Origin of the sequence: Pseudomonas aeruginosa (assembly GCF_001457615.1) — a bacterium.
GTDB lineage: Bacteria > Pseudomonadota > Gammaproteobacteria > Pseudomonadales > Pseudomonadaceae > Pseudomonas > Pseudomonas aeruginosa.
The window spans coordinates 3,450,043-3,474,072 of sequence record NZ_LN831024.1; the positions used below are offsets into that span (position 1 = coordinate 3,450,043).

The window sequence follows — 24,030 nt, forward strand, 5'->3', positions numbered from 1 at the left end:
AGCACCCGGCCGGCGACACGGGCACCGACAGCGCCAGAGCGTACCGACCGGCCTGCGTAACGGGTAGCGACCGGTCGAGTTCTGGCGCGCCGGAAAAGAATCTCCACGCGGGAATCGTCATGAAAATACTCGCCCTTCTCGCAGCCTGCCTGCTGGCAGGCTGCGCCGCCAACGCCCCGCTGCGCGATGACAGCGAATCGACCTGCGCCGACATGCGGCCTTGCAGCGACAGCTACTACGAACGCCATCCGAACTACGAGATCGGCTTCGTCGAATACAGCGAGCGCGGCAACGACTTCGCGCCTGCCAGAACGCAACGCCTGATCGACCAGCTAAAGCGCTACTCCGCCCGGGGGGACATCGCCATGGTGGTGTTCATTCACGGTTGGAAGCACAACGCGGGACGGGACGACGGCAACGTCGCCAGCTTCAACAAGGCACTCGCCAATCTCGCCTCCTCCGGGGTGCTGGGCAAACGCAGGCTGGTCGGCCTCTATGTTGGCTGGCGGGGCAAGTCGATGCATGGCCTGTATAGCGAGAACTTGACCTACTGGGACAGGAAGGCCGTCGCCGAGGAAGTCGGCCGGGGTGGCGTCGCCGAGTTGCTCGCCCAGTTGGAACGGATCGATCGCAAGGACAGGAACTATCTGGTGATCGTCGGCCACAGCTTCGGCGGCGCAATCACCCTCGGCGCACTTCACGACCCGTTGCTCGAACGCCTGCTGGCTCTCCAGGACGGTCAGCGGATACGCGCCTTCGGCGACGCGGTAATCATGCTGAATCCGGCGATAGAGGCCAATCAGGGCCTGCTGCTCAAGGAGAACAGCCTCAAGGTCGGCGCCCTGGGAACCCAGCCGCCGCCGCTGCTGTACGTCATCAGTTCGCACGGCGACAGCGCCACCCACTTCGCCTTCCCGCTCGGCCAATGGGTCGGCGTCAACCTCACCTGGAGCCAGGTGGACCTGGACAGGACCTACAACGGAACCCGCTATCGCCTCCGGGAAGAAGACCTGGATACCACCGCCCTCGGCAACTACAGCCTGTATCGGACCGCCCTGCTGATCGACCGCGAGTGCCCGCTGCCGGATGGCAGCGACAACTGCGCGCCAAGACCGCCCGAACCACGGGTGATCGACGACACCGATATCGGCAAATGGCGCTTCAGGAGCTTCTGCAGCGCGGACGGCGGCAACGCCGATCCGGCGCTGCCGCGCATGCCCTGCTACAGCAACGAGCCGGTCAACTTCATCTACACCTCGCAGTCCTTCATCGCCGACCACAACGATATCTTCAACGACCAGGTGATCGCCTTCATGGCCACCGCCGTCAGCAAGGCCATCTACGAACGCACGGCTGGCGCCTCCTACTACCGGGAGTGCCACGACCCGGTGCGGAAGAACTTCTCGTTCGGCAAGTGCTTCGACTTCCACTACCTCAAAGCCACGGCCATGCACCGGCGGCTGCAACGGCAACTCTCGGAACCCGGCACCCGCAGCGAACAGGACGTCCTCTATGAAAACCCTCTCTAGCCTGCTCCTGATCGGCTTCGCCGTCGTTCTGCTCGCCCCGCGGATGGCGCCCGCCGCCAGCGCCGCCGAAGACAAGGCCACCTATTGCGGCTCCGGCTTCACCCAGTATCTGGTTCCGGACGACGTCGCGGGCTGCTCGCTCAGCGAGGCCTGCCGCCTGCACGATATCTGCTACGGCCGCTGCGACAAGGACGGCGACCTCTACGGCAGCGCCTACTGCGCGCAAAGCGAAAAGTCCGAAGCCCGCAACATGAGCAAGCAGCAGTGCGACGCCAGGCTGCAGGCCGACATCGCCGCACAGAACGGCAACAGCCGCCTGTGCCGCGCGGTGGGAGGCGTCTACCGGGTATTCGTGAAGCACCTGGGGCAAGGTCCGTTCAATGGCCGGGAGGCACTGGACATCTACCTGAAGGTCATGCAATCGGCGCCCAGCGCAGCCGACGCCGACGCCCGCCTCGAAGCCATCCATCAGCTACAGAAGCAGGGCCTGACCGACGCCAAGGAAATCCGTTACGACGCCGAGCGTATCGTCATCCCACTCAACAGGCCCGTGGAATCGCCGTTGACCAACGGCTCGGACACTCTCGTCCTGCCGCGCAACCTCGACCGGGAACGGCTGCGCCAGCTGGACCAGCGGCTCATCCGCCAATGAGCCTCAGAATAGTGCCATCTGCCGGTCGACCAAAGTGGCGAAATCATCGCCGACGAACGGCAGGATGGCGTCGGCCACCGGCTGCAACTGCTTGCCCACGTAGTGCTCGTAGTCGATGGCCGAACGCCGCGCCTCGAGCGGCTCGGGACCGGCGACGCTGATCACGTAGCTGATCCAGCCGCCGCTCTGGTACTGCCGCGGGCGCCCGCGCTCGAGGTTGTAGTCGTCGGCGATGCGCGCCGCGCGCACATGCGGCGGCACGTTGCGCTGGTAATCGTCGAGGCGCCGGCGCAGGCGCTTGCGGTAGACCAGCAGGTCGTCCAGCTCGCCGGCCAGGGTCCGTCGTACGTAATCGCGCACGTAGTCCTGGTAGGGCTGGCGATTGAAGATGCGCAGGTAGAGTTCCTGCTGGAAGCGCTGGGCCAGCGGCGACCAGTCGGTGCGCACGGTCTCCAGGCCCTTGAAGACCATCTCCTCGCCACCGTCGGCGCGGCGCACCAGGCCGGCGTAGCGTTTCTTGCTGCCCTCCTCGGCGCCGCGCACGGTGGGCATGAGAAAACGCCGGTAATGGGTCTCGAATTGCAGCTCGAGGGCGCTGTCGAGGCCGAATTCTTCTTTCAGGTGCTCGCGCCACCAGTCGTTGACCCGCGCCACCAGCGCCCGGCCGATGGCCGCGGCCTCCTCCTCGGCGCGGGGGCTGCCGAGCCAGACGAAGGTGGAGTCGGTATCGCCATAGATCACCGTATAGCCCTCGGCCTCGATCAGCTCGCGGGTACGGCGCATGATCCGATGCCCGCGCAGGGTGATGGACGAGGCCAGGCGCGGGTCGAAGAAGCGGCAGCCGCTGGAACCCAGCACCCCGTAGAAGGCGTTCATGATGATCTTCAACGCCTGCGAGAGCGGCTGGTTGCGTTCGCGCTTGGCCGCCTCGCGGCCCTCCCAGACCCGTGCGACGATGGCCGGCAGGCAATGCCGGGTACGCGAGAAGCGGGCGCCGCGAAAGCCTTCCACCGAGTGCTCGTCGTCCGGCTGGCGCAGGCCTTCCACCAGGCCGACCGGGTCGATCAGGAAGGTACGGATGATCGACGGATACAGGCTCTTGTAGTCGAGCACCAGCACCGATTCGTAGAGGCCCGGCCGCGAGTCCATGACGAAGCCGCCGGGACTGGCTTCCGGACGCTTCTCGCCGAGGTTCGGGGCGACGAAGCCGGCGCGGTGCATCAACGGCATGTACAGGTGGGTGAAGGCCGCCACCGAGCCGCCGCTGCGGTCCGCCGGCAGGCCGGTGACGGTGGCCCGTTCGAGGAGGAAGTCGAGCAGTTCGGTACGGGCGAAGATCCGCGTCACCAATTCGCAGTCCTTCAGGTTGTAGTGCGCGAGGGCCGGCTTGTCCTCGGCGAACATGCGATCGATCTCGTCCATCCGCTGGTACGGATTGTCGATCGCCTTGCCTTCGCCGAGCAGGGTCCGGGCGACGTTCTCCAGGCTGAACGAGGGGAAGCTCCAGGTCGCCGAGCGCAGCGCCTCGATGCCATCGATGATCAGGCGGCCGGCCGCCGCGGCGAAAAAGTGGTTGTTGCGGCTGCCGTGCTCGCGCCAGCCCATTTCGTCGCCGCCACGCCCCAGGCGCAGCGGCACCTTCAGGCGCTGGGCATGCTCATGCAGGACGCGCAGGTCGAACTGCACCAGGTTCCAGCCGATGATGGCGTCGGGGTCGTGCTCGGCCAGCCACTGGTTGAGACGTTCCAGCAGCCCGGCACGGCTGTCGCAATAGTCGAGGCGGAAATCCACGGCCGCGGCATCGCCGTTGGCCGGGCCGAGCATGTATACCTGGCGCTGGCCGCAGCCTTCCAGGGCGATGGAGTAGAGATCGCCGCGGGCGTTGGTCTCGATGTCCAGCGACACCAGGCGCAGGCGCGGGCGATAGTCCGGAGCCGGCTTCAGGCGCCGGGCGAGCAGGCTGCCGTCAGCCTCGACACTCGCCTCCAGGCTGACCGGCGCGGTGATGAAGCGCTCCATCAGGTAGCGCTCCGGCGGCCGGATATCGGCCTCGAACACCTCGACGCCGGCCTGGCGCAAGCGTTTCTCCAGATTCATCAGTTGGCGATGCTGCTGGCAGTACAGGCCGAGCACCGGCCGCTGCTGGAAGTCGCGCAGCGCCAGCGGCCGCAGCTCGGCGCCAGTCTCCCCGGCGAGCAGGGACTCGACGCGCCCGCGCTGCTCGGCGAGGACGAACGCCACCGACGGCTGCGGCGGCAGCCGCACCTGCCGCGGGCCCTGCTCGGTCGCCAGCCAGAACGCGACTTCCGTGCCGGCCGGCGTATCGCGCCAGTGCCGGGTCAGGACGAACCCTTGCAGTAACTCCACCATCGACCCCGAATCTCTCGCATCCGCCGATTCTACCCGGCCTGCCTTGGGAACGCCGGCATCTTCGGTCAGCCGGCAGCAGCCAGGCGCTTGTAGAAATAGGTGGTGGGACAGGGCGTGCCGTCCGGCATCAGGGCGTAGTCCGGGATTTCCCCGACCCGTGTCCAGCCGGTCTTCAGGTACAGCCGTTCGGCGGCGCTGCCGCTGACCGTATCCAGCACCAGCAGGGACTTGCCGCAGGCCCGGGCGAGCCGGTCCAGCTCGCCCATCAGCGCCTCGCCGATGCCGCGCCGACGCGCACGCCGGTGCACCAGCATCTTCGCCACGTCGGCGCGGTGCGGCTGGTTCGGCGGTTGGTCGAGGAGCAGTTGCACGGTACCGACGATCCGCCCCTCCGCTTCCGCCACCAGCAGCAGGCGTTCATCGCCCGCCACGCTCTCGCCGACGCCGCGCCAGAAAGCCAGCGCCCGCTCCCGCGGCAACGGCCACATGAAGCTGACCGAAGCCCCGCCTTCCACGCAGTCCAGCAGTACCTCGGCCAGTTCGTCCAGGCGCGCCAGGATCTCCTCGCCAGCCAGGCGGCGAATCGTCGGTTCGGTCATCGCGGGCAAGCTCCAATGCAAGGTCGAATTTCCAATATATTGGACAGTGACTATCATGGACGAGAAAAATCCGCCAGGGCCACTCATGGATATCGACGAACTGATTGCCCGACGCCTAGCCGCCCTGCGCAAGGAGCGCGAGCTGACCCTCGCCCAACTGGCCGAACGCTGCGCGGTGAGCAAGGCGATGATCTCGCGCATCGAGCGCAACCAAAGCAGCCCCACCGCCAGCGTCCTCGGCCGTCTCGCCGGCGGCCTGGGGGTCGCCCTCTCCGAGCTGCTCGGCGACGCGCAGGCGCCGGCCGAACCGCTCTGCCGGCGCGCGCAGCAGGAAGTGTGGGAAGACCCGGCCAGCGGCTACCGCCGCCGCCAGGTCGGCGCTCTCGATCCGCGCAGCGGCTGCGAGATGGTGGAAGTGGAGATCCCGGCGAACGCCCGCCTCGACTATCCCCGCTGGGGCGGCCGGCCCTACCGGCAGCGCCTGTGGCTGGTCGAGGGTGCGCTGCGGGTGGATTACGGCGAGCAGTCGTTCCACCTGCAACGCGGCGACCGCCTGGACTTCGGCGTCGACCGCGCGGTGACCTTCGCCACCGCCGGGCAAGCCTGCCGCTACCTGCTGGTGATCCTCCACGACTAGTCGTGCGGCTTTTTCCGCCGGCGCTCCGGCGACCAGTCGAGGGCGCCGACCCGGTGCAGGTAGAACAGTCCGACCAGCAGCAGGGAGACGAACAGCGTCGCCTCGACGAAACCCGCCCAGCCATTCTCCCGCAGCGACACCGCCCAGAGGTAGAGGAACGGCATCTCGATGCCGAAGATCACGAACAGCATGGCGACCAACGCGTACTTGACCGAGAAGCGCAAGCGCGACGAGCCGGTGGAATCCACCCCCGACTCGAACGGCAGGTTCTTCGCCCGGCCATGCGATCGGCCGCCCAGCACCCGGCCCAACCCCAGCATGAGCAGGCAAAGGGCGAGCGCGCCGAAGAGGTAGGCGAGCAAGGCCCAGGTCGCGGGAGCGAAGGATGCGTACATGATGGTCGCCCCTCAGCCCTGACGGGTCGCCAGCTTGAGAATGACGATGCCGGCCACGATCAGCCCCACCGCCAGCAGCCGCAACGGGCTCGGGCTTTCGCCGAAGAGCAGGATGCCCAGGGCGAAGGCGCCGACCGCACCGATGCCGACCCAGATGGTGTAGGCCGTGCCGAGGGGCAGGGTTTTCATGGAAACGGCCAGCAGGCCGAAGCTGAGGATCATGAACAGCAGGGTGACCAGGCTCGGCCACAGGCGGGTGAAGCCGGCCGACTCCTTCATGGCCGTGGCCCAGACGATTTCGAAGACACCGGCGAGCAAGAGATAGATCCACGCCATTTTCAGCCTCTCTGCAGGGTCGTCCCCGCGCAATGAAAGAGGGAAAACGGGTCGTCCCGCTTCCGGCTGAAAGTGCGTGCCGCCCGGGCGGGCGTCAGTCACCGACGGCAGCGATCCTAGCGCGTTGCCGATGCCGGGTGAACGCCTGCGCCGACGGAGTTGTTTCGCCGCGTTTCCGCGCCGTGCCCGCCGGGACGCTCGGCAGGATTGATCTAGACTTTCGCAGGATCGTGCAAGGCGTCCGTTTCGTCCTTCGCGCACACTTCGCCCGATGCATCCCTGCCTGATAAGAGATAACGCCCTGCCCGGGCCTTTCCGTGGAGAATCAGCATGCCCACCTCGCTCGTCCTGAACGGCAAGAACGTCACCCTCGACGTCGATCCCAACATGCCCCTGCTCTGGGCCATCCGGGAAAGCGCCGGCCTGCACGGCACCAAGTTCGGCTGCGGCATGGCCCAGTGCGGTGCCTGCACCGTGCAGCTGGACGGCACCGCGGTACGTTCCTGCGTGCTGCCGGTCTCCGCGGTCGCCGGCAAGCGCGTCACCACCATCGAGGGTATCCAGAGCAAGCCCGGCAAGGCCGTGCAGGACGCCTGGGTCAAGCTCCAGGTACCGCAGTGCGGCTACTGCCAGTCCGGCCAGATCATGTCCGCCACCGCGCTGCTGGAGCAGAACGCCAGCCCCAGCGACGCCGACATCGATGCCGCGATGAACGGCAACATCTGCCGCTGCGCCGCCTATGTGCGGATCCGCGCCGCCATCCACGAAGCCGCCGACACCCTGAAGGCCTGACGCCATGAACAGCAAGATCGATCTGAGCAACGCCCTGCCCGGCTCGCGCCGCGGCTTCCTCAAAGGCGCCGCGGTGGTCGGCCTGACCATCGGCTTCCAGTGGAGCGGAGCCCGGCGTGCCCTCGCCGCGGCCCTGCCGGACGCCGGCTTCGCGCCCAACGCCTTCCTGCGGATCGCTCCGGACGACAGTGTCACGGTGATCGCCAAGCACGTGGAGATGGGCCAGGGTGCCTATACCGGTATCGCCACCATCGTCGCCGAGGAACTCGACGCGGACTGGAGCAAGGTCCGCGTGGAAAGCGCGCCCGCCGACGCCAAGCGCTACGCCAACCTGGCCTTCGGCACCATGCAGGGCACCGGCGGCAGTTCGGCGATGGCCAACTCCTGGATGCAATTGCGCGAGGCCGGGGCCAAGGCGCGCGCGATGCTGGTCGAGGCCGCCGCCCGCCAGTGGCGAGTGCCGGCCACCGAACTGCGCACCCGCGACGGCTTCGTCGAACATCCGGCCAGCCAGCGCAAGGCCAGCTACGGTTCGCTGGCCGCTGCGGCGGCGGAACTGCCGGTGCCGGAAAAAGTGCAATTGAAGGATCCCAAGGACTTCCGCCTGATCGGTCACCAGGCGCCGCGCGTCGACGTTCCCGGCAAGACCGACGGCAGTGCGCAATTCACCCTCGACGTCAGCCTGCCCGGCATGCTGGTCGCCCTGCTCCAGCGCCCGCCGCTGTTCGGCGCCACGGTGAAATCGTTCGACGCCACGGCGACCAGGGCGATTCCGGGGGTGGTCGAGGTGGTCCAGGTGCCGCACGGCGTGGCGGTGGTCGCCAAGGGCTTCTGGGCGGCGAAGCAAGGCCGCGACGCGCTCAAGGTCGAGTGGGACGAGAGCAAGGCCGAGAAGCGTGGTTCCGAGGCGCTGATGGCGGAGTACCGCAAGCTCGCCGAGCAACCCGGCAAGCCCGCGCGCAGGGACGGCGACGCCGCCAAGGCGGTGGCCGGGGCGACCCGCAGGATCGCCGCCAGCTACGAGTTCCCGTTCCTCGCCCATGCGCCGATGGAGCCGCTGGACGCGGTGGTCAGGCTGACCGCCGACAGCTGCGAGATCTGGGCCGGCGACCAGTTCCAGACCGTCGACCAGGGCAACGCGGCGCGCACCGCCGGGCTGAAGCCGGAGCAGGTGAAGATCAATACGCTCTACGCCGGCGGCAGCTTCGGCCGGCGCGCCAACGCCTGGTCGGACTATATCGTCGAGGCGGTATCGATCGCCAAGGCGCTGGGCGCCAACGGCGTGCCGGTGAAGCTGCAATGGACCCGCGAGGACGACATCCACGGCGGTTTCTACCGGCCGATGTACTACCACCGGCTCGAAGCCGGGCTCGACGCCGACGGCAAGCTGGTCGGCTGGCAACATCGCATCGTCGGCCAGTCGATCCTGGAAGGCACGCCGTTCGCCGCGGTGATGGTCAAGGACGGCATCGACGCCACCTCGGTGGAAGGCGCCGCCAACCTGCCCTATGCGGTGCCCAATGTCTCGGTCGAGCTGAGCACCACCCAGGTCGGCGTGCCGGTCCTGTGGTGGCGGGTGGTCGGCAGCTCGCACACGGTCTACGCGGTGGAGGCGTTCATCGACGAGGCGGCGCAGGCCGCCGGCAAGGACCCCTACCTGTTCCGCCGCGACCTGCTGGCAGAGCAGCCGCGCCTGCGCGGCGTGCTCGAACTGGCTGCGGAAAAGGCCGGCTGGGACCCGTCCAGGCCGCTGCCCGCCGGGCGCGGGCGCGGGATCGCGGTGACCGAGGCATTCAAGACCTTCGTCGCCCAGGTGGTCGAGGTCTCGGTGGACAAGGACGGCAAGCTGAAGGTCGAGCGGGTGGTCTGTGCGGTGGACTGTGGCATCCCGATCAACCCGGACGTGATCGCCGCGCAGATGGAGGGCGGCATCGGCTTCGGCCTCGGCGCGATCCTGCACAGCGCGATCACCCTGAAGGACGGCAAGGTCGAGCAGAACAACTTCGACGGCTACCAGGTGCTGCGGATCGCCGAGATGCCCAAGGTCGAAGTGCACATCGTGCCCTCCGGCGAAGCGCCCACCGGGGTCGGCGAACCCGGTGTGGCGCCCATCGGCCCGGCGCTGGCCAATGCGATCTTCGCCGCCACCGGGCAACGCCTGTACAACCTGCCCTTCCCCACCTCCTTCGCCAAGGCCTGAGCGAGACGCCCGCCGGCAGCTCCACGGCTGCCGGCGCGGCGCGGGCGGCCCTCCGAGGATCGCCGCCGACCATACGGGTCCCCCCGGTGTCGCGCCGATTTGCCTCCGCCCGGCGTCGGGCGCAGACTTCAGCGTCCATTCGCCCGCGTAGCCAAGCATGACCGAGCCTCTCCCTTCTTCGTCCCTGGGCCCCGCCCTGCGTCGCTGGCGCCTGCTGCACCGGGTCAAGCAAACGCATGCCGCCGAATTGCTCGGCGTGGCGCAATCGACCATCTCGCGCTGGGAGTCCGGTACCCAGGCGCTGCTGGTGGAGGAACGGGCACGCCTGGAGCGTCTGCTCGGCGCCCGCCTGGAAGCCGCCGCCGACCAGGCACTGGCCCGCCTGGTCGAGGCCAACCCGCAACCCGTGCACCTGATCTGCGACCTCACCCATCGCCTGTTGGCCTGTTCGCCGGCACGCGCCGCGCAATTCGGCGTGCCTCTCGGCGAACTGCTCGACCGTTCGCTGTGGCCCTATTGCAGCGAGGAAATCCTCCGCCAGGAAGCCACCCTCGAGGAACTCGGCTGGCGCGAACTGCTGGCACCGCCGGCGCTGGAGTTCGCCAGCGGAGCGAACGCCTCGGCCATCGTGCCGATCCGGCGCAGCCGTTGCCGCTGGACCCGCATGACCCTCTCGGACGGACGCGCGGTGCGCCTGGTGGAAACCCTCTGAACGTCGCCGCGGATATTTTATCCATGGACCTTCAGCACCGCCGCGCCTAGGCTTGCAGGCTCGTTTCACCGGTAGCGGAGCCCGCGCCATGTCCCTCGAACTGCTGAGCAACCGCCTCGAATTCCTCCGCGAAGCCGAACGCCTGAAAGACGTCCTGCGCTCCGCGCACACCTCCTCCGGCCGCCCGGAAAGCACCGCCGAACATAGCTGGCGGCTGTGCCTGATGGCACTGGCCTTCGAGGACCAACTGGCCGGCCTGGACCTCGGCAAGGTCCTGCGCATGTGCGTGGTCCACGACCTCGGCGAAGCGATCCACGGCGACATCCCCGCCGTCGAGCAGGCCGCGCACCCGGACAAAGGCGAACAGGAACGCGCCGACCTGTTGCAGCTGACCCGTCACCTCGACGCGCCGCTGCGCGACCGCCTGCTCGCCCTGTGGGACGAATACGAGCGCGGCGAGTCCGCCGAAGCCCTGGCAGTGAAGGCCCTGGACAAGCTGGAAACCCTGCTCCAGCACACCCAGGGCGACAATCCGGCGGACTTCGACTATGCCTTCAACCTCGACTACGGCCGTCGCTATACCGACCGCGCACCGCTGTTCAAGACCCTGCGCGAGCTACTCGACGCCAGGACCCGACAGCGCCTCGCAGCTCGGCGCGACGCCTAGCGTGCGCCCGCCCGGGCAGCGTTACCAGCACCACCGCCTACGTAGCTCGCCATGACTACAGGGAAGCGGCTGGCACGTTTCCACCGACCGGGGCCTGTCCTGCACGCCTCAGTAAAGGCGCGCCTTGATCAGCGGCCGCAGCAGGTAGTTGAGCACGCTGCGCTTGCCGCTGAGGATGTCCACCTCGGCGACCATCCCCGGAATGATCGGCAATACCTCCTCGCCGCGCTTCAACTGGCTGCCATCGGTCTTGATCAGCACCTGGTAGTAGGACTCCTTGCCATGCGGGGTGTCCTCCTCGATGGTGTCGGCACTGATCTGCTCCAGGGTGCCCTTGAGGTCGCCGTAGATGGTGTAGTCGTAGGCGGTGATCTTCACCTTGGCCGGCATGCCGGGAACCAGGAAGGCCACGTCGCGCGGCTTGATCTTCGCCTCCACCAGCAGACGCTCCTCTACCGGGATCACTTCCATGATCGGCTCGCCGGGCTGGATCACCCCGCCGCGGGTGTTGATCAGCACGGTGTTCACCCGCCCGCGCACTGGCGACAGGATCTCGGTGCGGCGCAACTGGTCCTGGCGCTGCTGGACGATCGGTTCCAGGGCGCTGAGATCGGCCTTGCGCTGTGCGCGCTCGGTATAGGCATCCTGGAAATAGGTGCTTTTCAGCTCGGTCAGCTTGCCGCTGAGGGTGGCGATGTCCTGGCTCAGCTTGAGCGCCTCCATCTGGCTCACCGCACGCTTGGCCACCAGCGGGCGAACCAGGTCGAGCTGGCTCTGCGCCAGGTGAATCTGCCGCTGGATCGCCTGGGTGCCCTCCACCAGTTTGTCGCGGCGCGACTTGAACAGCTCGCGTTCGGAACGCGCCAGCGGCCCCTCGGGATCGACGTCCGGCGGGAACTCGATGCTCTTCTTGCCTAGCACCTCGGCGTCGAGCCGGGCAATGGCCGCGCGCAGCACGCTGGCCTGGTTCGCCGACTCCTGGAAGTTGGTGAGGAAGCGCGTCTCGTCGAGGCGCACCAGCGGCTGGCCGACTTCCACCAGGTCGCCCTCCTTCACCAGCAGGCGGTCGAGGATGCCGCCCTCCAGGCTCTGGATCTTCTGGATGCGGCTGAACGGCACGACCCGACCGTCGCCGCGGGTCACCTCGTCCAGTTGCGCCCAGGCCGCCCAGCCGATGAACAGCAGCACGCAACCGAGCAGGGTCCAGAGCAGCGGCCGGTAGACCGGGTGGGTAGCCGCCAGCAACGGGTCGGCCAGTTGCCGGCGCAGGGCGGCGGCGTCGCGGTCAGAGTCCATGGTTGCCTCCTTCGGCGGCCTGCGGTGCCTGTACCTGGTTGCCCTGCACCACCTGCTCCAGCGGGCCGTCCATGATCACCCTGCCCTGGCGCAGGACCACCGCACGCTCGACCAGGGCGAGCATGCTTTTCTTGTGGGTGGTGATGACCAGGGTGCGCTTGCCCAACCATTGCTGCAGGTAGTCGATGACCTGTTTCTCGCTGCCCTGGTCGAAGGCCGCGGTCGGCTCGTCGAGCAGCAGGATCGGAGGGTCCTGTAGCAGCACCCGGGCCAGCCCGACGGCCTGGCGCTGGCCGCCGGACAGGCTGGCGTTGCCCTGGATCGGCATGTCCAGCCCCAGCGGGTGGCCGCGGACGAAAGCGCCCAGGCCGACCCCGTCGAGGGTCTCCAGCAGTTCCTCGTCGCCCAGCGCGGCGTTCTCCAGGTTGAGGTTGTCGCGCAGGCTGCCATGGAACAGCGCCACGTCCTGCGGCAGGTAGCCGATACCGCGCTGGCGGTCGGCCGGGTCGATCTGGGTCAGGCTGACGTCGTCCAGCAGCAGGCGTCCCGCCTGCGCGTCGAGCAGGCCGCTGAGCAGGCGCAGCAGGGTCGACTTGCCGGCGCCGTTGCCGCCGAGCAGCGCCACCCGCTCGCCGGCGCGGATGTTCAGGGCCTGCACGTCGACCACCGGCGGGCTGTCGCCGTGGGCCAGGCGCACGCCCTCCAGGCGGTAATGCCCCTGCAGGCGCTCCTTGTGCACGAAGCGCTTGCCCTGGGGTCGCTCCTGCTCGGCGCTCATCAGTTGGTCGAGGCCTTCCATCGCCACCTTGGTGTGCTGCCAGCGACCGAGGATGCCGGCCGCCTGCGACAGCGGTGCGATGGCCCGCGAGGCGAGGATCGAGCAGGCCACCAGGCCGCCGACGGTCATCGCGCCCTCGCTGATCCGATAGACGCCGAAGACCACCACGCCGACGTAGCAGAGCTGCTGGACGATGCTCGCCGAGTAGCTCAGGGTCGAGGCCAGGGTATGGGTCTTCATCGCCGTACCGGCCAGTTCGCCGGTCAGGGTTTCCCACTGGTGCAGGCAGCGGCCTTCGGCGCGGGTCGCCTTGACCGTCTCCAGGTGCTCGAAGGCTTCCAGCAGCACGCCGTTCTTCATCGCCCCTTCGCGCAGGTTCTGCCGCGACAGGTGGCCGAGCAGGCGCTGGGTCAGCAGCCCCGGCAGGATCATCAGCACGCAGGCCACCAGCGGCACCCAGACCACATGGCCGCCGATCACGGCGATGATCAGCAGGAAGATCGCCACGAACGGCAGGTCGCTGATCAGCGCCGCGCTGGACGAGGTAAAGAACTCGCGCACCGACTCGAACTCCCGCACCTGGGTACTGAAGGCGCCCATCGACGCCGGCTTGGCGGCGACCCGGGTGCTCAGCACGCGGGAGAACAGCAGGGTCGAGAGTTGCAGGTCGAGGCGCTTGCCGAGCACGTTGAGCAGGTGGCCGCGCATGATCCGCAGGACACCGTCGAGGACGATCGCCAGGGCCACGCCGCTGGCGAGGATCCACAGGGTGTCGAACGCCGCGTTGGGCACCACGCGGTCGTAGACCTGCATGGCGAACAGTGCCGAGGCGACCGCCAGGACGTTGGCCACCAACGCCGCGGCGGTGACCTCGGCGTAGGAACGCCAGAGCCGCTTGAGCGGGCCGAAGAACCAGTGTTCGGGCAAGGCGCTGGCGTAGTCGCCGACCCGCCCGTCCGGGCGGTAGCGGCACTTGGCGAAGACCGCCGTGCCGCTGTACAGCGCTTCCAGCTCGGCCAGCGGCATCCTCTGGCTTCCGCCGTCGCTCTGCGGTACCAGCACCTCGGCGTGCTCGCCGTCGTTGCCCACCAGCACCAGGGCGCGGCCGTCGTCGAGCAGCAGCAGGGCCGGCAGCAGGTAGCGATCGATCCGGCGCAACGGCTGGCGGGTGACCTGGGCGGTGATGTCGGCGCGGCGCAACGCGCGGGCCACCAGGTGCAACGGCAGGCGACCGTGCTCCAGCGACATGCCGTCCACCAGTTCGGCGTCGCCGAGCGGTCGGCCAAGCTGCCGGCAGAGCAGCAACAAGCCCTGGCGCAACGGGTCGACGATGGGGTCGTGGTTGAGGATCACGACGTTATCCGGGGTTTTCTCAGCTTCCATGATTCAGCCGGTTCTCCAATAGCGGACCCAACAGGCCGACTTGCGCGGCCGCCCGATACTCGATGCGCTTGCGTTCGATCCGCAGGTTGATCAGTTGCCGCTCTGCCTCGAACCGCTCGCGCTGCACGTTGAGCAGGTCGATCACGTCGCGCCGGCCAACCTCGAACTGTTCGCGATACAACTCGCCGACCTGCTCCGACTCGGTCACCTGCTGGGTCAGCGACTGTTCCCGCCAGCGCAGCGTGTCGCCGTTGTCGAAGAGGTTCTGCAGTTGCCGGCGGATGTCGCGCTGCATCGCGTCGGCGCTCCATTTCGCCGACTCCAGGCGCTGCTGCGCGGCGGTCGGCCGGCGGAAGTTGGAAAGCCCCTGGAAGGTGTCCATGCGGAAGCGCAGGGATACCACCGAGTCGCTTTCCGGATGCCCGCCGATCTCCCGGCGCAGCGCGCTGGCCTCCAGGTTCAGTTGCGGCAGCAGCGACGCCTTGGCCTCGCGGACCTCGGCCTCGGCGACATTGGCGTCCTCCAGGGCCTTGCGCTGCAAAGGCGATTCGCGGATCACCCGCGCCATATCGCTGGCCGCCAGGTAGCGTTGCAGCGACATCGGCTCGGGCTCCACCAGGTCGGCGGGCTCCTGGCCGACCAGGATCGCGTACTGGTTGCGCGCGTCCTGCAGGTTGCCCTTCTCCAGCGACAACTGCTCCTGGGCCCGCGACAGTTCCAGATTGGCGCGATCCAGCTCGCTGCGGTCGGCGTAGCCGTCGCCGCCGCGCGCCTGGGTCATCTCGCGGATGCCGTCGAGGCGCTGGATGTGTTCGCGCACCGCCTCCACCCGGCGCTCCGAGGCAAGCACATCGAGGTAGGTCTCGACGATATCCAGCGCCGCATCGTCGCGCGCCACCAGCACCGCCTCGGACAGCTTGCGCTGGGTCGCGCTGGCGCTGTCGACCTTGCTCGTCACCCGACCCCAGTCGTACAGCATCTGCGACGCGGTGAGATCGTAGACGATCTCGCCGAAGTCGAACTCCTGCGGCCCCCCGGACATCGTCACGGAGGGGTAGTACCCCCCTTTGGCCATCTCCACCTCGGTGCCTGCACGGTCCGCTTCGGCCATCGCGGATCGTACTTCCGGGTGGATCGCCAGCCCTGCCCTGACCGCCTGGTCGAGGGGCATGGCCGACGCGAACATCGGCAGACCCAGGGAAAGGAGCCAGATGGCTCCCTTCCCATGCCGCCGTCCCTTGCGCGCGTACTGCCTGCGCCCGCGCATCAGACCACGACCTGTACCGTGTTGTCCTCGATCAGCAGGGTGGTACTGCCGAAGGTGTAGACGTCGTAGGTAATGCCGTTGATCAGTTGCGTGGTACCGGTATTCACCGCGCCCACCACGTTCAGGGTGTCGTTGTTCTCGCCGGTGATCTGCAACGTGTTGTTGGCATCGGTGATGGCATCCACCTCCGCCGCGGTCAGGGTCAGCACGCTACCCGAATCGCCCTTGCCGAGGTCGATGCGCTCGAGGTTGCTGAGCGTGCCGACGCCGACGGCGTTGTAGTCGAGGTCGATGCCGTTGGCCAGGACCAGGGTGTCGAACCCGGCGCCGCCATCGATGCTGACGAAATCGGTCGCGGTGATCTGGATGGTGTCGTTGCCGTTGCCGGCCACCACGTGATCGCCGGTGCCCACGTTGAAGATCAGGTCGCTGCCGTCGCCGCCGTTGATGTGCTCCGAACTGCCGTTGGCGCCGGACAGCACGTCGTCGCCGGAAGTACCGTTGACATCGATCTGGCCGATATTGAGCGACAGTCCGTTGGGGGTCAGGGTGATCCCGTAGGCGGCGCTGTCGTTGCCATTGGAGTCGGTGGACACCAGGTTGAACGAGATCTGCGAGCCGAGGTTGAGGATGTCGGTGATGTTCAGCCCCAACTGGGTGAGGATGGTCGGGCTCAGCAGGTTCAGCGAGAAGTTTCCGGACGAATCCGCCTGGATCGGCAGCAATTCGACGTTCAACGCCGGGGTGATGACCCGGATCACCACGCTGGAGTCAGGCTCGGTGGTTCCGCTGAAACCGAAACGCGGGTTCAGCGGGTTGAGGCTGACGTCGAGGCCGAAGTTGCCGATGGTCACCGGTTGCTCGATGCTGGTGCCGACGCCGATGCTCGCCGTGTTGCTCGGGTTGCCGGCCGGGTCGCGTCCGACCACCGACACCTGGGCATTGAGCAACTGGTCCCAACTGAAGTCGATGTCCAGGTCGGTGAGCAGGTTCAGCGACGCCAGCCCGCTGTTGTCGGCGGTCACCGTGGCGGTGGCGGTCACCCCGCCGACGTCGACGGTCACCGTCAACTCGGTCCCTGGCTCCGCCGAGATGGTCAGGATGTTGCCGACCAAGGACAGCACCGGGGTCGCCGGCGGAATGGTGTCGATGGTGAACGGCACCGGGGTCGACGCGGTGCCGCCGTTGATGTCGGCGGTGACGGTCGAGGCGCCCTCCGGGAACGGGCCCATGCCGCCGGGAGGCGTCAGGGTCAGGGTCAGGTTGCCGGCGGCGATGTCGCCGGCGGTGAGGGTATGGCTGACCTCGGCCTCGTAGCCGTTCTGCCCGGCGAACTTGACCGTGACCACCTGGCCGACCTGCATGGTCGGACGGACCGTCACATCGACCTGGATGCCGTCGCCGATCTCCGCGGCGTTGATCCAGGTATCGGCGGCTTCCGGCACGCTGATGGTCGGCGGCGCCAGGTCCGGCGCGTTGATGGTGGCCGGCCCGCTGACGTTGCCGGCGGCGTCCACGGCAACCCCGGCGATCAGTTCGCCGGTGATCAGCGGCGGCGCGAACGGCAGGCTGAAGTTGCCGGCGCCGTCGACGGTGACCGTGATCGGGTTGGCGGTGTCGCCGTTGACCACGATACGCACCTGACTGTTCGGCTCGGCGGTGCCGGTCAGCAGCGCGCCGTCGGCGCTGATGCTCAGCAGCGGAGCGGACGGCGCCACCGAGTCCACCGTGGTGCTGGCCGGACCGCTGGCGTTGCCCGCGGCGTCTTCGGCGACGGCGTTGATCACCGTACCGTTGGCCAGCGGCGTGCCGGGGGTGAAGGTCCAGTTGCCACTGCCGTCGGCGGTGGTCTCGCCGATCGGGTTGCCGTTGCCGTCGGTGAGGATCACTTTGGCGCCGACCTCGGCGGTGCCGGTGATCACGCTGCCGTTGCTGGCATTGATCACCGGCGTGGCCGGCGCCACCGTATCCACCGTGGTGCTGGCCGGACCGCTGGTATTGCCGGCCGGGTCCTGGGCCACGGCGTTGACCACCGTGCCGTTGACCAGCGGCGTGCCCGGTGTGAAGGTCCAGTTGCCGCTACCGTCGGCGAGGGTCTGGCCGATCGGGTTGCCATTGCCATCGGTGAGGATCACCCGGACGCCGGGTTCGGCGGTGCCGCTGAGTTCGACACCATTGCTCGGGTCGATCACCGGGGTGGCCGGGGCCACCGCGTCCACCGTGGTGCTGACCGGACCGCTGGTGTTGCCGGCGGCGTCCTGGGCCACCGCATTGATCACCGTGCCGTTGGTCAGCGGTGTGCCCGGAGTGAAGCTCCAGTTGCCGCTGCCATCGGCGGTGGCCTGCCCTATCGGGTTGCCGCCGCCGTCGGTGAGGATCACCGTGGCCCCGGCTTCGGCGGTACCGCTGATCACCGTACCGTTGCTCGGATCGAGCACCGGGGTGGCCGGGGCTACCGAGTCCACCGTGGTGCTGGCCGGGCCGCTGGTGTTGCCGGCGGCGTCCTGGGCCAGCGCATTGATCACCGAGCCGTTGGCCAGCGGCGTGCCGGGCGTGAAGCTCCAGTTGCCGCTGCCGTCGGCGGTGACCTGGCCGATCGGGTTGCCGTTGCCGTCGGTGAGGATCACCGTGGCCCCGGCTTCCGCCGTACCGCTGATGACGACTCCATTGCTCGGATTGATCACCGGCGCCGGCGGGGCGATGGCATCGACGGTGACGCTGGCCGGACCGCTGGTATTGCCGGCCGGGTCCTGGGCCACGGCGTTGATCACGGTGCCGTTGGCCAGCGGGGTGCTCGGGGTGAACGTCCAGTTGCCGCTGCCGTCGGCGGTGGCCTGGCCGATCGGGTTGCCGCCGCCATCGGTGAGGATCACCGTCGCACCGGCTTCCGCGGTACCGGCGATCACGCTGCCGTTGCTCGGGTCGATCACCGGCGCGGCCGGCGCCACCGAGTCCACCGTGGTGCTGGCCGGGCCGCTGGTGTTGCCGGCAGCGTCCTGGGCCACCGCATTGACCACCGTGCCATTGGCCAGCGGCGTGCCGGGCGTGAAGCTCCAGTTGCCGCTGCCATCGGCGGTGACCTGGCCGATCGGGTTGCCGTTGCCGTCGGTGAGGATCACCGTGGCACCAGCCTCGGCGGTACCGGCGATCACGCTACCGTTGCTCGGATCGATCACCGGGGCTGCTGGCGCCAGCGAGTCGACGGTGGCGCTGGTGGGACTGCTGTTGTTGCCGGCGGCGTCCTGGGCCAGCGCATTGATCACCGTGCCATTGGCCAACGGCGTAGCGGGCGTGAAGGCCCAGTTGCCGCTGCCGTCGGCGGTGACCTGGCCGATCGGGTTGCCGTTGCCGTCGGTGAGGATCACCGTGGCCCCGGCTTCCGCCGTACCGCTGATGACGACTCCGTTGCTCGGATCGATCACCGGCGCCGGCGGGGCGATGGCATCGACGGTGACGCTGGCCGGACCGCTGGTGTTGCCGGCCGGGTCCTGGGCCACGGCGTTGATCACGGTGCCGTTGGCCAGCGGGGTGCCCGGGGTGAACGTCCAGTTGCCGCTGCCGTCGGCGGTAGCCTGGCCAATCGGGTTGCCTCCGCCATCGGTGAGGATCACCGTCGCGCCAGCCTCCGCGGTACCGCTTATCTCGGTGCCGTTGCTCGGATCGATCACCGGCGCCGCCGGGGCCACGCCATCCACCGTGATCACCGCCGGCGCACTGTCGACATTGCTTGGGCTGCGCGCCACCACGTTGACCACCGTGCCATCCGGCAGCGGGATGCCTGGAGTGAAGGACCAGTTGCCGCTGCCGTCGGCGGTGACCTGGCCAATCGGGTTGCCGTTGCCATCGGTGATGATGATGGTGTTGCCGGCGTCCGCGGTGCCGCTGATCACCGAACCGTTGCTCGGATCCACCTGCGGGATCGACGGCAGCGAGGAATCCACCGTCGTGGTAGCGGGAGCGCTGGTATTGCCGGCGGCGTCGCTCGCGGTCACGTTGACCACGGTGCCGTTGGGTAGTTGCGAGCCGGGCGTGAAGCTCCAGTTGCCGCTGCCATCGGCGGTGGTCTGGCCGATCGGGTTGCCGTTGCCGTCGGTCAAGGTCACGGTGCTGCCCGGCTCGGCGGTACCGTTGAGCAGGTTGCCGTTGCTCGGATTGACCACAGGCGTGTTCGGCGCCACCGCGTCCACGGTAGTGCTGCCCTGCGGGCCGGTATTGCCCGCAGGGTCCTGGGCCACGGCGTTGACCACCGTGCCGTTGGCCAGCGGCGTGGCGGGCGTGAAGGTCCAGTTGCCGCTGCCGTCGGCGGTGGTTTCGCCGATCGGGTTGCCGTTGCCGTCGGTGAGGATCACCTTGGCCCCGGCCTCCGCGGTGCCGCTGATGGTCGTGCCGTTGCTCGGATCGATCACCGGCGCCGGCGGCGCCACCGCGTCCACCGTGGTGGCGGCCTGCGGGCCGGTATTGCCGGTCGGGTCGGTGGCCGTGGCGACGATCACCGTGCCGTTGGCCAGCGGCGTGCCCGGCGTGAAGCTCCAGTTGCCGCTGCCGTCGGCGGTGACCTGCCCTATCGGGTTGCCGCCGGCATCGGTGAGGGTCACGGTGGCACCGGCCTCGGCGGTGCCGCTGATGACGACGCCGTTGCTCGGGTTGATCACCGGCGCCGGCGGCGCGCTGGAATCGACGGTCACCGTCGCCGGCGGGCTGCTGTTACCGGCGGCGTCCTCGGCCACCACGTTGACCACAGTACCGTTGGCGATCGGCGTGGACGGGGTGTAGGTCCAGTTGCCGCTGCCGTCGGCGGTGACCTCGGCGATCGGATTGCCGTTGCCGTCGGTGAGGATCACCGTGCTGCCCGGCTCGGCGGTGCCGCTGAGGCTGCTGCCATTGCTCAGGTTGACGGTCGGCGTGGCCGGCGCGATGGCGTCCACGGTGGTGCTGCCCTGGCCGCCGGTATTGCCGGCCGGGTCGGTAGCGGTGGCGTTGACCACTGTTCCATCCGCCAGCGGCGTGGACGGGGTGAAGCTCCAGTTGCCGCTGCCGTCGGCAGTGACCTGCCCGATGGGATTGCCGCTGCCATCGGTCAGGGTCACCGTGGCGCCCGGTTCGGCGGTGCCGCTGATCTCCGCGCCGTTGCTCGGATTGACCACCGGCGCGGCCGGCGCCACCGAGTCCACGGTGGTGCTGGCCGGAGCGCTGGTATTGCCGGTCGGGTCGCTGGCCGTGGCGTTGACCACGGTGCCGTTGGCCAGCGGCGTGCCCGGCGTGAAGCTCCAGTTGCCACTGCCGTCGGCGGTGACCTGGCCTATCGGGTTGCCGTTGCCGTCGGTCAGGGTCACGGTAGCGCCCGGCTCGGCGGTGCCGCTGAGCGTGGTGCCGTTGCTCGGGTTGAGCACCGGCGCCGCCGGGGCTTGCGAGTCCACGGTGACGCTGGCGCCCGGGCTGCTATTGCCGGCGGCGTCCTGGGCCACCACGTTGACCACGGTGCCGTTGGCGATCGGCGTGGACGGGGTGTAGGTCCAGTTGCCGCTGCCGTCGGCGGTGACCTCGGCGATCGGATTGCCGTTGCCGTCGGTGAGGATCACCGTGCTACCCGGTTCCGCAGTGCCGCTGAGGCTGCTGCCGTTGCTCAGGTTGACGGTCGGCGTGGTCGGCGCCACGCCATCGACGGTGGTGCTGCCCTGGCCGCTGGTGTTGCCCGCCGGATCGGTGGCCGTGGCGTTGACCACGGTTCCATCCGCCAGCGGCGTGGACGGGGTGAAGCTCCAGTTGCCGCTGCCGTCGGCGGTGACCTGCCCGATCGGGTTGCCGTTGCCATCGGTCAGAGTCACGCTGCTGCCCGGCTCGGCGGTGCCGCTGAGCGTGGTGCCGTTGCTGGGGTTGATCACTGGCGTGGCCGGGGCTACCGAGTCCACGGTGACACTGCTGCCCGCACTGGTGTTGCCGGAGGCGTCGGTGGCCGTGGCGTTGACCACGGTGCCGTTGGGCAACGGCGTGGTCGGAGTGAAGCTCCAGTTGCCGCTGCCGTCGGCGGTGACCTGCCCTATCGGGTTGCCGTTGCCGTCGGTCAGGGTCACGGTAGCGCCCGGCTCGGCGGTACCGCTGAGCGTGGTGCCGTTGCTCGGGTTGACCACTGGCGTGGCCGGTGCCACGGCGTCCACGGTGACGCTGGCCGGCGAACTGGCGTTGCCGGACGGGTCGGTAGCCGTGGCGTTGACCACCGTGCCGTTGGGCAACGGCGTGCTCGGGGTGAAGGTCCAGTTGCCGCTGCCGTCGGCGGTGACCTGGCCAATCGGATTGCCGTTGCCGTCGGTCAGGGTCACGGTAGCGCCCGGCTCGGCGGTGCCGCTGAGGGTCGTACCGTTGCTCGGATCGACGGTGGGCGTGGCCGGCGCGACGGCATCCACGGTAACGCTGGCCGGCGGACTGCTGTTGCCGGCGGCATCCCTGGCCACCACGTTGACCACGGTACCGTCCGGCAGCGGGGTGGACGGCGTGAAAGACCAGTTGCCGTTGGCATCGGCGGTGGTCTGGCCGATCGGATTGCCATTGCCGTCGGTCAGGGTCACGCTGCTGCCCGGTTCGGCAGTCCCGCTGAGTTCGCTGCCGTTGCTCGGCTCGACCACCGGCGCGTTCGGCGCCACGCCGTCGACGGTGATGGAGGTCGCCGGGCTGCTGTTGCCGGCGGCGTCCCTGGCCACCACATTGACCACGGTGCCATCCGGCAGTTGGCTACCGGGGGTGAAGCTCCAGTTGCCGTTGGCATCGGCGCTGGTCTGGCCGATCGGATTGCCGTTGCCGTCGGTGATCACGATGGTCACGCCCGCTTCCGCCGTACCGCTGAGGACGCTGCCGTTGCTGGCATTGACCTGGGGCGCGTCGGGGAAGTCGGGAGCTTCGGCGGTGACCGGGGTGCTGCTGTTGCCGGCCGGGTCGGTAACGATCACCGTCACCGTCTCGCCATTGGTCAGCGGCGGGTTCAGCGGGACCTCGAAGCTGCCGCCGGGGCCGACCACCACGGTGGTGTCCGGCTGGCCGTCGCCATCGGTGTCGACACCGACGGTGGCGCCCGGCTCTGCGTTGCCGGTGACGCTGCTGCCGTCCGGCGCCACCTGCACGTCGGTGGCCGGCGCCGGGGCTGTGGTGTCCGGCGCCTCGACGGTCACCGGGGTGCTGTTGTTGCCGGCCGGGTCGGTAACGATCACCGTCACCGTCTCGCCATTGGTCAGCGGCGGGTTCAGCGGAACCTCGAAGCTGCCGCCGGGGCCGACCACCACGGTGGTGTCCGGCTGGCCGTCGCCGTCGGTATCGACGCCCACCGTCGAGCCGGGTTCGGCCTTGCCGGTGACGCTGCTGCCGTCCGGCGCCACCTGCACGTCGGTAGCCGGCGCCGGGGCGGTAGTGTCCGGAGCGGTGACCTGGGCCGGCGGGCTGGCGTTGCCAGCCGGGTCAGTGACCACCACGGTGACCGTCTGGCCATTGGTCAGCGGCGGGTTCAGCGGAGCGGTGAAATTGCCGTTGGCATCGGCGATCACGGTGAGGTCCGGCTTGCCGTCGCCATTGGTATCGATGCCGACGCTCGCGCCGGCCTCGGCCTGGCCGCTGATGCTGCTGCCGTCAGGCGCTATCTTCAGGCCGCTGGCCGCCTTCGGCGGAGTGGTGTCCGGGGGCACCGAAGAACCGCCGCCGCCACCGCCACCGCTGCTGTTGGAAATCGCCACCCCGGCGCCGATGGCCGCCGCACCGACCAGCAGCGCAGTCCCTGCGCTCATGCCACCGAGCACACCGGCGCCGGTCAGCGACTCGAAACCGGCCAGGCTTTCCTGCGGGATGTAGCCGGCCATCAGCGGCCCGTCGGCGGCGACCGGCGGCAGGTCTACCGCCACCAGCTTATCCTTGTCGGCCAGGAACAGCTGGCTGGAAGGCTGGCCTTCCGCATAGAAGTTGGCGATGCGTACGCTTTCCCCGGTCTTCAGTTGGACGATCAGGTCCGAACCGCTCTTCGAGTATCCCGCCACCGACTCCGGTGCGACATCGAGCGCGACATTACTGCTCTGGGAGAGTTTGAGTATCCCGTTTTCCGGAACCTCGACGGCAGCCGCAGAAGAAATACTCTGATCGATAGGGGTAACTTTCGCCTGGATCGACATTTCCGACATTCCTCTTGTCAAGCAGCGACCGAACGGCCGCACCATGTAATCCAGAAATAGCAGCTTTTAAATAAAAGGCGAGTCTGACTTTATATATAACGACTAAGAAAACCCCCATGAAAAATTCAATTTAGATAACCCCTGGAAAACATGCAGCCATTTAGCCATCACACGCCTATCTAATTGATAAACAATATATAATCAAAAAGTTATAATACTTTATAAACAACCCCCATCACCTGGCACGGCAAATCGACTAAATAACCCAGCGGG

The 24,030-nt window shown here is 68.3% G+C and carries 15 protein-coding genes; 7 read left to right on the forward strand and 8 right to left on the reverse strand.

The window, feature by feature from the left end:
* Positions 1–119: 119 nt before the first annotated feature.
* Together AT700_RS15690 and AT700_RS15695 are read left to right on the forward strand one after the other, a co-directional pair.
* Positions 120–1,529, forward strand: coding sequence for an alpha/beta fold hydrolase (locus tag AT700_RS15690; RefSeq protein WP_003132715.1), 1,410 nt, complete (start codon positions 120–122; stop codon positions 1,527–1,529).
* On the forward strand, positions 1,513–2,181 hold the full coding sequence (locus tag AT700_RS15695; protein WP_003102715.1) for a hypothetical protein: 669 nt from the start codon (positions 1,513–1,515) through the stop codon (positions 2,179–2,181). The genes AT700_RS15690 and AT700_RS15695 overlap by 17 nt, the downstream gene beginning before the upstream one ends.
* Before the next feature lie 3 nt (positions 2,182–2,184).
* Here the strand turns inward: AT700_RS15695 and AT700_RS15700 are convergent, their stop codons facing one another.
* Positions 2,185–4,548 carry a DNA polymerase II gene (locus AT700_RS15700; RefSeq protein ID WP_003122806.1) on the reverse strand — a complete coding sequence of 788 codons (2,364 nt, stop codon included), beginning with the start codon at positions 4,546–4,548 and terminating at the stop codon, positions 2,185–2,187.
* A gap of 68 nt (positions 4,549–4,616) precedes the next feature.
* Positions 4,617–5,150, reverse strand: coding sequence for a GNAT family N-acetyltransferase (locus AT700_RS15705; protein WP_003102722.1), 534 nt, complete (start codon positions 5,148–5,150; stop codon positions 4,617–4,619).
* Between the two features lie 85 nt (positions 5,151–5,235).
* On the opposite strand from AT700_RS15705, the gene AT700_RS15710 reads away from it, so the two are divergent.
* Positions 5,236–5,787 (forward strand): helix-turn-helix domain-containing protein, encoded by a 552-nt coding sequence (locus tag AT700_RS15710; RefSeq protein WP_003450159.1) that lies wholly within the window; start codon positions 5,236–5,238, stop codon positions 5,785–5,787.
* On the opposite strand, the gene ndhC is transcribed toward AT700_RS15710, so the two are convergent.
* Entirely contained in the window at positions 5,784–6,182 is a 399-nt protein-coding gene (gene ndhC / locus AT700_RS15715) for an NADH-quinone oxidoreductase subunit A (protein ID WP_003088123.1), read from the reverse strand. The two genes, AT700_RS15710 and ndhC, sit on opposite strands and share 4 nt — an antisense overlap.
* Before the next feature lie 12 nt (positions 6,183–6,194).
* Entirely contained in the window at positions 6,195–6,518 is a 324-nt protein-coding gene (locus AT700_RS15720) for a DMT family transporter (RefSeq protein ID WP_003102734.1), read from the reverse strand.
* Positions 6,519–6,848: 330 nt separating this feature from the next.
* Here AT700_RS15720 and AT700_RS15725 point away from each other — a divergent pair, with 330 nt between their 5' ends.
* The 4 genes from AT700_RS15725 to AT700_RS15740 all read left to right on the forward strand — a co-directional run bounded on the left by AT700_RS15725 (position 6,849) and on the right by AT700_RS15740 (position 10,889).
* Positions 6,849–7,310: a (2Fe-2S)-binding protein gene (locus AT700_RS15725; protein ID WP_003102736.1), complete on the forward strand. Its 462-nt coding sequence runs from the start codon at positions 6,849–6,851 to the stop codon at positions 7,308–7,310.
* A 4-nt stretch (positions 7,311–7,314) separates the two neighbouring features.
* Positions 7,315–9,510 carry a xanthine dehydrogenase family protein molybdopterin-binding subunit gene (locus AT700_RS15730; RefSeq protein ID WP_004349295.1) on the forward strand — a complete coding sequence of 732 codons (2,196 nt, stop codon included), beginning with the start codon at positions 7,315–7,317 and terminating at the stop codon, positions 9,508–9,510.
* Between the two features lie 157 nt (positions 9,511–9,667).
* Entirely contained in the window at positions 9,668–10,222 is a 555-nt protein-coding gene (locus tag AT700_RS15735; RefSeq protein WP_003088112.1) for a helix-turn-helix domain-containing protein, read from the forward strand.
* Positions 10,223–10,310: 88 nt separating this feature from the next.
* Entirely contained in the window at positions 10,311–10,889 is a 579-nt protein-coding gene (locus AT700_RS15740; protein ID WP_003102740.1) for an HD domain-containing protein, read from the forward strand.
* Between the two features lie 108 nt (positions 10,890–10,997).
* Here AT700_RS15740 and AT700_RS15745 read toward each other — a convergent pair whose 3' ends face one another.
* The 4 genes from AT700_RS15745 to AT700_RS15760 are packed head-to-tail and all read right to left on the reverse strand — an operon-like array spanning position 10,998 to position 23,757.
* Entirely contained in the window at positions 10,998–12,185 is a 1,188-nt protein-coding gene (locus tag AT700_RS15745) for an HlyD family efflux transporter periplasmic adaptor subunit (protein WP_003102741.1), read from the reverse strand.
* Positions 12,175–14,346, reverse strand: a complete 2,172-nt coding sequence (locus AT700_RS15750) for a type I secretion system permease/ATPase (RefSeq protein WP_048521137.1) — start codon at positions 14,344–14,346, stop codon at positions 12,175–12,177. The genes AT700_RS15745 and AT700_RS15750 overlap by 11 nt, the downstream gene beginning before the upstream one ends.
* The gene (locus tag AT700_RS15755) at positions 14,336–15,613 is read right to left on the reverse strand and encodes a TolC family protein (RefSeq protein ID WP_003102743.1); all 1,278 of its coding nucleotides are present in this window, start codon (positions 15,611–15,613) and stop codon (positions 14,336–14,338) included. The genes AT700_RS15750 and AT700_RS15755 overlap by 11 nt, the downstream gene beginning before the upstream one ends.
* Positions 15,613–23,757, reverse strand: a complete 8,145-nt coding sequence (locus AT700_RS15760) for an Ig-like domain-containing protein (RefSeq protein WP_048521138.1) — start codon at positions 23,755–23,757, stop codon at positions 15,613–15,615. Before AT700_RS15760 ends, AT700_RS15755 begins: the two co-directional genes overlap by 1 nt.
* Between the last annotated feature and the right edge of the window lie 273 nt (positions 23,758–24,030).